This window comes from Streptomyces sp. CB01635 (genome assembly GCF_002803065.1).
GTDB lineage: Bacteria > Actinomycetota > Actinomycetes > Streptomycetales > Streptomycetaceae > Streptomyces.
Window position 1 is genome coordinate 1 of the sequence record NZ_NNBL01000053.1, and the last position, 11,293, is coordinate 11,293.

Genomic DNA, 11,293 nt, shown 5'->3' on the forward strand with positions numbered 1-11,293 from the left:
CCGGCGGCGGCCCCCCCCCCGGCCCGACCTCCAGCCGGGTACGGCAGCCACCACTGCCCGACCGGATGCGAGTCGACCGGAGCCCGGAGCCACAGCCCCGACCTGGGCCGAACCCCCCTCCGCACCAAGCCCCACCACCCCCCGACCACACCCGACCCCACCACCCGACACCCATCCGGACACGGGTCCGGCAACCACCACTGCCCAGCCCGACACCGACACGGCAGCCACCACTGCCCAGCCCGGGAGCGACATGCCAGCCACCGCCCCCGGCCGCCACACCGAGCCCAGCCCCAGCCCCCGAGCCGCCACAGCGGCCCCCGGCGCCAGCGCCCGCACCGGCGCCACCGCCCGCACCGGCGCCACCGCGATCTCCCACCCCCCGTCCTCCCCCGCCGCCACATCTGACGCTCCCGAGCGGCGCCCCCGCACCACCCCCTGGCTGGCCCTCGTCGCTGTCGTCTACGCCCTCGTTCAGTTCGTGCTCGTCGTGCCGGCGTTCGCGCACGCGCTCGGGTGGGACGAGGCCGTGTATGTGTCGCAGTACGACCCGCGCGTCCCCGCCGCCTTCTTCAGCGCGCCGCGCTCCCGTGGCATCAGCTTCCTGACCGCGCCGTTCATCGCGGTCACCCCGTCCGTGCCCGTCCTGCGCATCGCGCTCACGCTGCTCTCCTCGGCCGCCCTGTACGCCGCGTTCCGCGTATGGCGTCCCGTCGTCGGGGCCCGTGCCACCGCCCTCGCCGCGCTGCTGTTCGCGGGGCTGTGGATCACCCAGATCTCCGGGCCGCAGGCCATGCCCAACCTCTGGGTCGCGTTCGGCTCGGTCGCCGCCACCGGCTGGTTCCTGCGCGCGCTGATCCGGCGCGAACCCCGCGCGAACCGGTGGCTCGCGGGCTGCGTCGCCGTGACCGCCCTGTTCCGCGCCCCGGACGCCGTCTGGCTCGCCCTGCCCCTGATCGCCACGGCTCTGTTCCGCGGCCGCCGCACTCTGCCCTACCTGGTCGGCGGACTCGCGACCGGCCTCGCCCAGTGGGTCGCCGAGGCGTACATCCGCTTCGGCTCCGTACAGGAACGGCTGCACGTGTCGAGCGCCACCGAGGGCGACATGGGCCTGCACCTCAACTTCGACAACGCCTGGGCCAGCCTCAACGGCCCCCTGTTGTGCCGCCCGTGCACGGCGACCCTGCACTCCCCCGGCCTCACGCTGTGGTGGCTGGCCCTGCCCGCCCTCGCCGCCGCCGCACTCGCCTACGCGGTGCGCGAGCGCCGGCTCCTGGCGGCCGCGCTCCCCGTGGCCGTCGCCGCCGCGCTCGCCGTGCCGTATCTGCTCATGATCGACTACTCGGCCCCGCGCTTCCTGCTCCCGGCCTACGCGCTCCTCGCCCTGCCGGTCGCGAGTCTGGTCACGCGCCTGACCTCGCGACGCGCCCTTTTCCTCGTAGGACTGATCGTCGCGGCGCAGTTCGCCTCGCAGGCCAGCGTCCTGACCGAGGTCACCGCAGCGACCGCCACCACGAACCAGCGCTACCGCGCCGCCGCCGACGGCCTGCGCACCCTCGGCCTGCGCCCGCCCTGCCTGGTCTCGGGCCCGCGCGCCCTCCCCATCGCCTACGACGCGGGCTGCGCCTCCGCCCAGATCGACGGCAACAACGTCTCGACGACCGTCGCGGGCATCCTCGGCCGCGCCGCGAAGGTGCCGACCGCCGTCCTCACGGAAAAGGGACAGCGCCCACCGCACTATGCGCGCGACTGGACGCCGTACCCCCTGCACCACACCCGCGGCTGGACGGCCTGGCTCGCGCCGGCCGTCCCGCAGGGCCCTTGACCACTTCCTGCTACGTCCGCAGCGCGGCAAGCCTCCGCTCGAAGGGGATGACGTCGTCGCCCCACTCCACCGGCGCCGGGCGGGCCGCCGCGAGGCCGGTCATGAGCCGCGCGAGCTCACCGCCCGCCCGTTCGACGCGCTGCTCAAGCCCCTCCGCTCCCCAGTCCTGCGACGCCGCGTACACGGCGGTCGGCACGACCACGGCCCGCAGATGCGCGAACAGCGGGCGCATGGCGTGCTCCAGGACGAGCGAGTGCCGCGGCGTCCCGCCGGTCGCCCCGACGAGCACCGGCTTCCCGGTGAGCACGTCCTTGTCGAGCACGTCGAAGAACGACTTGAACAGACCGCTGTACGAGGCCGAGAACACCGGCGACACGGCGATCAGGCCGTCCGCCCCGGCCACCGCGTCGAGCGCCTCCTTGAGGGCGGGCCCGGGGAACCCGGTGACCAGGTTGTGCGCGATCTCGACGGCCAGGTCACGCAGTTCGACAACGGTCACATCGACATCGGCGCCCGAGACCTGCGAGGTCACCGCCTGCGTGAGCCGGTCCGCGAGGATCCTGCTCGACGACGGGGCGCTCAGCCCCGCCGACACGACGACGAGCTTCATACGGACGGCACCTCCTTCTCGTTCTCCTGCCGAGCCTTCTGCTCCGCCTCCGCGACGCGCGACGCGTGCGTCGGCGCGTCCGGCACGTTCGCCGGGCGGCCGTTCGCGAACTCCTTGCGCAGCACCGGGACGACCTCCTCGCCGAGGATGTCGAGCTGCTCCAGGACGGTCTTGAGGGGCAGACCGGCGTGGTCCATCAGGAACAGCTGGCGCTGGTAGTCACCGACGTGCTCCCGGAAGCCGAGCGTCCGCTCGATCACCTGCTGCGGGGATCCCACGGTCAGCGGGGTCTGCGAGGTGAAGTCCTCAAGGGAGGGGCCGTGTCCGTAGACGGGCGCGTTGTCGAAGTACGGGCGGAACTCCCGCACCGCGTCCTGCGAGTTCTTGCGCATGAACACCTGGCCGCCGAGTCCGACGATCGCCTGCTCGGGGGCACCGTGCCCGTGGTGGGCGAAGCGCCGGCGGTAGAGGTTCACCATCTGCTTGGTGTGCTCCATCGGCCAGAAGATGTTGTTGTGGAAGAACCCGTCGCCGTAGAACGCGGCCTGCTCGGCGATCTCGGGCGAGCGGATCGAGCCGTGCCACACGAAGGGCGCGACCCCGTCCAGCGGGCGCGGCGTCGAGGTGAAGGACTGCAGCGGCGTACGGAACTTGCCGTCCCACGTCACGACGTCCTCGTCCCACAGGCGGCGCAGCAGGGCGTAGTTCTCGAAGGCGAGGTTGATGCCCTCGCGGATGTCCTTGCCGAACCAGGGGTAGACCGGGCCGGTGTTGCCGCGGCCCATCATCACGTCGACGCGGCCCTCCGCGACGTGCTGGAGCATCGCGAAGTCCTCGGCGATCTTCACCGGGTCGTTCGTCGTGATCAGCGTCGTCGACGTGGACAGGATCAGCTTCTCGGTGCGCGCGGCGAGGTAACCGAGCATCGTGGTCGGCGACGACGGCACGAAGGGCGGGTTGTGGTGCTCGCCGGTCGCGAAGACGTCGAGCCCGACCTCCTCCGCCTTCAGCGCGATGGCGAGCATCGCCTTGATGCGCTCGTGCTCACTCGGCGTACGGCCCGTCGTCGGATCGGCTGTGACATCACCGACGCTGAAGATCCCGAACTGCATGACTGCTCACCCTTCGAGGTTGTTGACGATTCAACTATACGCTCGAACGGTGACGGTGCCGCCCCTATTCCCGGGCCTCGGCCCACGGGCCTCCCCGGCCTCGGCCCGTGGGCCTTCCCCAGGCCCTCAGCGCGCGGGCGGAGCCCACCGCGGATCCCGGCCCGTCGCCGCGAGCAGCCGCTCGAACGCCGACGCGTCCGCGGGCTCCGGCACCGCCTCCCCGAACACCCCCATCGACCGCGCCGTCGGCGCCAGCTCCGCGACGGTCCCGGCCAGCCGCTCCACGACGGCGAGCGCCTCCCCCTCGGGCACGTACTCCTGTCCGGTCGCCCGCGCCAGGTCCCAGACGTGCACGGTCAGATCGAGCAGCACCATGGAGCCGACCGTGGCCGCCGGCATGTTCATCGCCCCGGCCTTCCCCTCCTCGGCACCCGGCGCCGACCAGGCCGCCACCAGCTTCCGGGCCTCCTCACCGAACCGCTCACGCCAGTCGGGCTCCTCGGCCACCCGGTCCGCGGCGGACTGCGTGAAGTCGGAGTCCTGCTTCGCGGCCAGCCGCTGGAACTGCTCCATCACCTGGAAGACGTGGTTGACCAGGGCCTTCACGTCGTACTCCGCGCACGGCGTCGCCGCTTCGAGACGGTCGTCGGGCAGGGCGCGGACGACCGGGACGGCTCGCTCCGCGGCCACGCCCAGAAGATCACCGATGCCGCGCGGGTTCTCCTGACTGTGGTTGTTCCCGTGGCTCTCGTTGTTCTCGTGGATGTCATTCATGCCGCCAAGCTACGAGCCGGAACCCGGCCCGTCCTGAAGAACGGCGACATACGATCCGGCTCGTCACCGATGAGCCGATGACGACGCACAGCACCGAACACAGGACGGCCGCGGAAAAGATGACGGACATAGGCCTCGTGCCCTGGACGGACGACGACTTCGATCTCCTGCTCAAGAACAACGCGCCCGAGATGACGGCCCACCTCGGCGGCCCCGAGACCCTCGACCAGCTCATGGACCGCCACCGCCGCTACCTCGCCCTGTCCACGCTCGACGGGCACGGCCGGATGTTCCGCATCACCGCGGGACCCGACGCCCCCGCGGCCGGCTCCATCGGCTACTGGGCGACACCGTGGCAGGGCGAACGGGTCTGGGAGACCGGCTGGGGCGTCCTGCCCGGCTACCAGGGCCGCGGCATCGCCGCCGCGGCCGCCCGCCTCGTCGCCGCCCACGCGGCCGCCGACCGGGCGCGCCTGCGCCATCTGCACGCGTTCCCGCCCGTCGACCACCCCGCGTCGAACGGCGTCTGCCGCAGCGCGGGCTTCACCCTGCGCGGCCCCTGCGACCTCGAGTACCCGAAGGGCTGCGCGATCCGATGCCACGACTGGCACCTCGACCTGCGGACCCTCAGCCGAGCTTCTTCGTGAAGTGGAACGCCGTGATGTCCATACGCTCCCGCAGATAGAAGCGGTGCGCGTCCGTCCGGCGCGTCCCCGAGTCCAGCTGGAGCGTGCGGCAGCCCAGTTCGCGCGCCCGATCCTCCAGATACGCGAGCAGCGCCCGGCCCACGCCGCCCGACCTGGCCCGCTCGGCGGTCACCAGATCGTCGACGTACAGCTTGCGCAGCGCGCTCGTGTTGGCGGCCACGCGCCACCCCGCGACGCCCGCGCACGATCCGTCGTCGGTGTACGCGGCCGTGAACCGCAGCCCCTGCGGATACCCCTCTGCGTACACCTCGGAGAACAGCTCTCCGGTCAGGTGCGGGCGCAGCTCCTGGAGCACGGGCAGGACCTCGGCGCCGAGGCGCGGATCGCCGGGCTCCATGTCAGTGATCTTCATACCCGAACGATAGGAGCCACGCCCCGGACCCCACACCCCTGTCTCAGAAGCGGCACCAGCTCAGAAGTGTCAGGAGTGTCAGAAGTAGTAGACGTCCCCGGTGTCCAGGGCCAGGACGTGATGGGTGCTGTTCTGCGGATTGTGGTCCGCGGAACCGCCGCTCCACATCGTGTCGATCCGCACCGTCACCTCCGAAGGCGCCCCCGCCAGCCGCACCGGCACCCTGATCTGCCCGCCCCTGCTGTCCGCCGGCAGCGCGCCCGTACGGCACAGCACCGTCCGCGCGTCCGCCCGCACACACATCGGCGGCAGCCACCGCGCGTCCGCGACCGGCGCCGACCAGCGCAGCCGCACCGTGGCGTCGGTCACCGCCGACGGACCGTGGTTCTGCGGGATCAGCCAGGTCTCCACCCGGCCCCGGGACATGGTGACCTGCCCGTGATACGCCAGATCGACCTCCGGGACGGACCGCGGCAGAGTCCCGTCGGCCACGGCGGGACCCGCCCCCAGCACCACGACAGCGCTCAGCCCCACAGCCCCGAGCCCACGCCCGACTCCACGGCCTGCACCGCGCCCAATTCCACGCCCAATTCCACGCCTCACCAGCATGTTCTCTCCGCCTTCTCGTCACCGCCGCAGATCACCGACCAGGAGTCACCGACCACGAACCACCGGTCACGAATCACCGGTCACGGTCAGGCGGGTCTCCTGATGTATCCCACGCATCCCGCCCCGCAGGCGCCGTCCAACAGGTGACGGTGTCGGCGGCCGCGCACGAGCGCCATGGCAGCCTGTCCCCCATGCTCGTCGCCCGCTCCGCGCTCCTCTTCGTCGTCGCCGCCCTCTTCGAGATCGGCGGCGCCTGGCTCGTCTGGCAAGGCGTACGCGAACACAGGGGATGGGCGTGGATCGGCGCGGGCGTCATCGCCCTCGGCATCTACGGATTCGTGGCCACGCTCCAGCCCGACGGCGAGTTCGGCCGCATCCTCGCCGCGTACGGAGGCGTCTTCGTCGCGGGCTCGATCGCCTGGGGCATGGTCGCGGACGGCTACCGGCCCGACCGCTGGGACGTCACCGGAGCCCTCGTCTGCCTGGCCGGCATGGCCGTGATCATGTACGCGCCCCGCGGTGGCCGGTGACACCACCGCGCGCCGCCTGCCTATCCTGGCGGGAGTCGATCGCCCGTCCGAGGAGACAAGCCATGACCGCCGCCGCGCCCACAGCCGCCTCCCGCATCGCCGTCATCACCGGCGCGAGCAGTGGAATCGGCGCAGCCACCGCACGTCAGCTGGCGGCGGCCGGATATCGGGTCGTGCTCACCGCGCGCCGCAAGGACCGTATCGAGGCGCTGGCCGCAGAGATCAACGACGCGGGCCACCAGGCTGCGGCCTACGCGCTCGACATCACGGACCGCGCCGCGGTCGACGAGTTCGCCACGGCCTTCAAGACCATCGGCGTCCTCGTGAACAACGCGGGCGGCGCGCTCGGCGCGGACCCCGTGGCGACGGGTGACCCCGCCCAGTGGCGCCAGATGTACGAGACGAACGTCATCGGCACGCTGAACGTCACGCAGGCCCTGCTCCCCGCGCTCACCGCGAGCGGCGACGGCACCGTCGTCGTCCTCTCCTCCACCGCCGGCCTCAGCACGTACGAGGGCGGCGCCGGCTACGTGGCCGCCAAGCACGCCGAGCACGTCCTCACCGAGACCCTGCGCCTGGAGATCGTCGGCACCCCGGTCCGCGTCATCGAGGTCGCGCCCGGCATGGTCAAGACCGAGGAGTTCGCCCTCACCCGCTTCGGCGGCGACACCGAGAAGGCCGAGAAGGTCTACGCGGGCGTCGCGGAACCGCTCTCGGCGGACGACGTGGCCGACACCATCACCTGGGCGGTCACCCGCCCCAGCCACGTGAACATCGACCTGCTCGTCGTCCGCCCCCGCGCCCAGGCCTCCAACACCAAGGTCCACAGGGAGCTGTGATGCCCCCGGACCCGCTGGAGATCCTGGAGCGCGAGGCGGACGAGCGCCGCCGCGCAGAGGAAAAGCGCGGCGAACGCCACATGTGGTGGTACCTGGCCTACTTCCTCTTCGGCATCCACCTGGTCGCCCTGGTCATGATCTACGCGGTCACGCACGCGAAGTAGGCGCGCGGGCCGAGGGCGGTTCAGCCCTTGACGCAGATGACCTGCTTCAGCTTCGCGACGACCTCGACCAGATCGCGCTGCTGGTCGATGACCTTCTCGATCGGCTTGTACGCGCCCGGGATCTCGTCCACGACGCCGGAGTCCTTACGGCACTCCACGCCCCGCGTCTGCTCCTCCAGGTCCTTCGTCGAGAACTGCTTCTTCGCGGCGTTCCGGCTCATCCTGCGGCCGGCGCCGTGCGACGCCGAGTTGAACGACGCCACGTTCCCGAGGCCCTTCACGATGTACGAGCCGGTGCCCATCGAGCCGGGGATGATCCCGTACTCACCGGAACCCGCGCGGATCGCGCCCTTCCGGGTGACGAGCAGGTCCATGCCGTCGTAGCGCTCCTCCGACACGTAGTTGTGGTGGCAGGAGATGACCGGCTCGAACGTCGGCTTCGCCTTCTTGAACTCGCGGCGAATCACGTCCAGGGAGAGCGCCATCATGACCGCGCGGTTGTACTTCGCGTACTCCTGCGCCCAGAACAGATCGTTGCGGTACGCCGCCATCTGCGGGGTCTGCGCGATGAACACCGCGAGGTCGCGGTCGACCAGACCCTGGTTGTGCGCGAGCTTCTGCGCGACGCCGATGTGGTGGTCGGCCAGCTCCTTGCCGATGTTCCGGGAACCCGAATGGAGCATGACCCAGACAGAATTGTCCGTATCGAGGCAAAACTCCCAGAAATGATTTCCGGAGCCGAGCGTCCCCATCTGCTTTGCGGCGCGCTCCTCGCGGAACTTCACCGCGTCCGCGATGCCCTCGAACCGGCCCCAGAAGTCGTCCCAGGCCCCCACGCCGAAGCCGTGCAGCCGCCCCGGATCCACCGGGTCGTCGTGCATGCCGCGGCCCACCGGGATCGCCTGTTCGATCTTCGAGCGGAGCCGGGACAGGTCGCCAGGCAGGTCATTCGCCGTCAGGGACGTCTTCACCGCCGACATGCCGCAGCCGATGTCCACGCCCACCGCCGCCGGGCAGACCGCGCCGTGCATCGCGATGACCGAGCCGACCGTCGCGCCCTTGCCGAAGTGCACATCGGGCATCACTGCCAGACCCTTGATCCACGGCAGCGTCGAGACATTGCGCAGCTGCTGCATCGCCACGTCCTCGACCGACGCCGGATCCGTCCACATCCGGATCGGGACCTTCGCCCCCGGAACCTCTACATACGACATAGTGTCCTCGTTTCCCCCGTACGCTCCCGTACGTTCGCGTACCCAATCAAAAGTCAGTAATCGCAAATACCGGCGCCAAGGTCGACGAATGGGATATCGGACCGGCGTTCACAGCAGTGCGTGCGATACACATTGTGTCCATCGGCCGTCCTGTGACGGCAACCGAATATGCGCGTCCGACGACGCGTCACCTTGTCGAGAGGGGCCATCACCGTGCAGCGGAAGGCGTACGTACCCGGCGTCGCCGCGCTCCTCGCAGCGCTGCTCACCGGCTGCACCGGAGGCTCTGGGGCCACCGGTGACGCGACCGACTCCAAGCCCGGTGACGTCGGCACCAGCGCCGCGGCCGCCCGGCCCGGCAAGTACCGCACCCTGCCCGAGCCGTGCCGTCAGCCCGACAAGGGCACCCTCGACAAGATGCTGCCCGGCATCAAGGAGCTCCCCGAGGGCGACCAGCGCGACAAGGCGTACGAGGGCGCGGCCACGGTCACGTACGACACGGACCGGCGCGTGGGCTGCCGCTGGAAGGACGACGGGGCGGACGCGACGCACCTTCTGCTGGTCGACTTCGAGCGGGTCGTGTCCTACGACAACGCGGTGAGCGACGACACGGAAGCCGGCCAGGTCTTCGCTTCGAAGCAGACCGAGGCGCATCTGCCGGCCCCCGTCCCCACGGACCCGACGTCGCCGACCACCTCCCACTCCTCCTCCGCCGGCACCGACAAGGACACCGCGGACGCCGAGAACGGCACCGAGAAGGGCACGGCGGACGAAGAGACGGACTCGGGCAAGCCCGACGAAGAGGGCTCCGACGAGGCGTCGGTCGACGCCTCGTCGAGCCCGCCGGACGACTCCGTACCCGGCGCCGACCTGCAGCCCCGCGCTCTCGAGGGACTGGCCGACGAGGCGTTCCTCAACGACCAGCTGACGGCGTCCGCGTCCACGGGCGGCCACCGCACGGTGACTGTGGTGTTCCGCACGTCCAACGTCATCGTGACCGTCGAGTACGAGCAGCAGCCGGGCACCTCCGCGAAGGTGCCGGACAGCAAGGAAATGCAGGACAGGGCGCGGGAACTGGCCCGCAAGCTGGCCGGGACCCTGAGCGAGTAACCGGCGGTACGGCGGGCGCACGGGTCCGCGGAAGCGGAGCCGTGCGGCCCGGCTTGGGCGTACGGTGGCCCATCGGACCCGGCCGCACCTCTCGGGTACGTACCAGGCAAACCGGAGAATAAGGAACCATGCACCGACCGACCAAGCGACTCACCCGCATATTTGTCTGCGCAGCCGCCGTGCCGGTGATCCTCGTGGCATCCGGCTGCTCCTCCGACTCCGGCGACGGGGCCGACAAGGGCTCTTCGAAGGCGTCGGCGTCCGCGAGTGACGCGGCCGCCAAGGTGAAGGCGGCGGCGTACGACTCGCTGCCGCAGCCGTGTGCCGCGATCTCGAAGAAGACGCTCGACTCTCTCGTGCCGGAGGCGAAGTCGGGCAAGGCGGGCTCCTCCGACGACGAGTCGGTGCGGGGCACCTGCTCCTGGTCGAGTCTCGACAACAAGGGCGTGAAGGGTTCGCAGTTCCGCTGGCTGAACGCGTCGCTGATGCGCTTCGACTCGGACGCGGCGCGCGGCAGCGGCAACAAGCTGGCCCACGCGTACTTCACCAAGCAGGTGACCGACGCGCAGTCCGTGGACGGCGCGAAGTCCCCGAAGTCGGAGCCGGTCAGCGGCACGGGCGACGAGGCGACGGCGGTGACGTACGAGCTGAAGAAGAAGGAAGGCACCTTCAAGCAGCAGACGGTCGTCGCGCGGGTCGAGAACGTCGTCGTGACGATCGACTACAACGGTGCGGGTCTCGCGGGCGAGAAGACGCCGGGCACCGACGAGCTGGTGAAGGACGCCGAGAAGGCCGCGAAGGAAGCCGTCGCGGCGGTCGTCGCGGCGAACGGGGCGGGTGGCTCGGACACCGCCGGTTCCGCCTCGGCGAAGCCGTCGGACAAGACCTCCTCGAAGCCGTCGGCCAAGCCGTCCGAGAAGTCCTCCGCGAAGACTTCCTCGAAGCCGTCGGCCAAGTCTTCGGACGAGCCCTCGGACAAGGCGTCCGCGAAGTCGTGACCACCTAGGCATCCGGCCGCCAAGTGGCCCTCCGCGGCCACCGGTCGGTATCCGGCAGGCCCCAACTCACTTGCCGGTCACGCCTTTTGCGGAGCCCGGTCCCATATGGGGCCGGGCTCCCGCCGTACCCGGCCACGGACCGCCACGCCGATGTGCGAGGCTGTTGCGCGCAACAAGGCGTACAGGGAGGGGAGCACGTGTGGCCGCGCCACAGCTGACACGGACGCACCGCATACTCATCGGCGTGGTCGTCGCCGGTGCGGTGGTCATCGCCGGCATCGGTTTCGCGGGTTCGTACGCGGCCGTTCGCTCACTCGCGTTCCAGAAGGGGTTCGGGAACTTCAGTTATGTGTTCCCGATCGGCATCGACGCGGGTATCTGCGTACTTCTCGCCCTGGACCTGCTGCTGACCTGGATCCGGATACCGTTCCCGCTGCTGCGCCAGACGG

Annotated in this window: 14 protein-coding genes; 8 read left to right on the forward strand and 6 right to left on the reverse strand. The window is 70.7% G+C overall.

The window, feature by feature from the left end:
- Positions 1 to 253: 253 nt before the first annotated feature.
- Complete coding sequence (locus tag CG723_RS45575) at positions 254 to 1,825, forward strand: hypothetical protein (protein ID WP_234374897.1); 1,572 nt, start codon at positions 254 to 256, stop codon at positions 1,823 to 1,825.
- Positions 1,826 to 1,835: 10 nt separating this feature from the next.
- On the opposite strand, the gene CG723_RS45580 is transcribed toward CG723_RS45575, so the two are convergent.
- From CG723_RS45580 to CG723_RS45590, 3 genes are all read right to left on the reverse strand, one after another.
- A complete protein-coding gene (locus CG723_RS45580; RefSeq protein WP_100599441.1) occupies positions 1,836 to 2,435 on the reverse strand; it encodes an FMN reductase in 600 nt (199 codons plus the stop codon).
- Positions 2,432 to 3,547 carry an LLM class flavin-dependent oxidoreductase gene (locus CG723_RS45585; protein WP_100599442.1) on the reverse strand — a complete coding sequence of 372 codons (1,116 nt, stop codon included), beginning with the start codon at positions 3,545 to 3,547 and terminating at the stop codon, positions 2,432 to 2,434. The genes CG723_RS45580 and CG723_RS45585 overlap by 4 nt, the downstream gene beginning before the upstream one ends.
- Before the next feature lie 126 nt (positions 3,548 to 3,673).
- Complete coding sequence (locus CG723_RS45590; protein WP_100599443.1) at positions 3,674 to 4,321, reverse strand: TIGR03086 family metal-binding protein; 648 nt, start codon at positions 4,319 to 4,321, stop codon at positions 3,674 to 3,676.
- A gap of 77 nt (positions 4,322 to 4,398) precedes the next feature.
- Here CG723_RS45590 and CG723_RS45595 point away from each other — a divergent pair, with 77 nt between their 5' ends.
- Positions 4,399 to 4,968: a GNAT family N-acetyltransferase gene (locus CG723_RS45595; RefSeq protein WP_234374898.1), complete on the forward strand. Its 570-nt coding sequence runs from the start codon at positions 4,399 to 4,401 to the stop codon at positions 4,966 to 4,968.
- On the opposite strand, the gene CG723_RS45600 is transcribed toward CG723_RS45595, so the two are convergent.
- Positions 4,949 to 5,380 carry a GNAT family N-acetyltransferase gene (locus tag CG723_RS45600; RefSeq protein ID WP_100599444.1) on the reverse strand — a complete coding sequence of 144 codons (432 nt, stop codon included), beginning with the start codon at positions 5,378 to 5,380 and terminating at the stop codon, positions 4,949 to 4,951. The genes CG723_RS45595 and CG723_RS45600 overlap by 20 nt on opposite strands.
- 78 nt (positions 5,381 to 5,458) lie before the next feature.
- Positions 5,459 to 5,914 carry a hypothetical protein gene (locus CG723_RS45605; protein WP_234374899.1) on the reverse strand — a complete coding sequence of 152 codons (456 nt, stop codon included), beginning with the start codon at positions 5,912 to 5,914 and terminating at the stop codon, positions 5,459 to 5,461.
- A gap of 266 nt (positions 5,915 to 6,180) precedes the next feature.
- On the opposite strand from CG723_RS45605, the gene CG723_RS45610 reads away from it, so the two are divergent.
- The 3 genes from CG723_RS45610 to CG723_RS47245 all read left to right on the forward strand — a co-directional run bounded on the left by CG723_RS45610 (position 6,181) and on the right by CG723_RS47245 (position 7,522).
- Positions 6,181 to 6,519 (forward strand): YnfA family protein, encoded by a 339-nt coding sequence (locus CG723_RS45610; RefSeq protein WP_100599445.1) that lies wholly within the window; start codon positions 6,181 to 6,183, stop codon positions 6,517 to 6,519.
- A 62-nt stretch (positions 6,520 to 6,581) separates the two neighbouring features.
- Positions 6,582 to 7,358, forward strand: coding sequence for an SDR family NAD(P)-dependent oxidoreductase (locus CG723_RS45615; RefSeq protein WP_100599446.1), 777 nt, complete (start codon positions 6,582 to 6,584; stop codon positions 7,356 to 7,358).
- A complete protein-coding gene (locus tag CG723_RS47245; RefSeq protein ID WP_199842146.1) occupies positions 7,358 to 7,522 on the forward strand; it encodes a hypothetical protein in 165 nt (54 codons plus the stop codon). The genes CG723_RS45615 and CG723_RS47245 overlap by 1 nt, the downstream gene beginning before the upstream one ends.
- A 20-nt stretch (positions 7,523 to 7,542) precedes the next feature.
- On the opposite strand, the gene CG723_RS45620 is transcribed toward CG723_RS47245, so the two are convergent.
- Positions 7,543 to 8,736, reverse strand: a complete 1,194-nt coding sequence (locus tag CG723_RS45620) for an RtcB family protein (RefSeq protein WP_100599447.1) — start codon at positions 8,734 to 8,736, stop codon at positions 7,543 to 7,545.
- Between the two features lie 213 nt (positions 8,737 to 8,949).
- Here CG723_RS45620 and CG723_RS45625 point away from each other — a divergent pair, with 213 nt between their 5' ends.
- From CG723_RS45625 to CG723_RS45635, 3 genes are all read left to right on the forward strand, one after another.
- On the forward strand, positions 8,950 to 9,846 hold the full coding sequence (locus CG723_RS45625; protein WP_100599448.1) for a hypothetical protein: 897 nt from the start codon (positions 8,950 to 8,952) through the stop codon (positions 9,844 to 9,846).
- A 128-nt stretch (positions 9,847 to 9,974) separates the two neighbouring features.
- A complete protein-coding gene (locus CG723_RS45630) occupies positions 9,975 to 10,844 on the forward strand; it encodes a DUF3558 domain-containing protein (protein ID WP_100599449.1) in 870 nt (289 codons plus the stop codon).
- Positions 10,845 to 11,043: 199 nt separating this feature from the next.
- Positions 11,044 to 11,293: DUF2637 domain-containing protein (locus CG723_RS45635; RefSeq protein WP_159032736.1), on the forward strand; the 250-nt coding region annotated here is incomplete at its 3' end.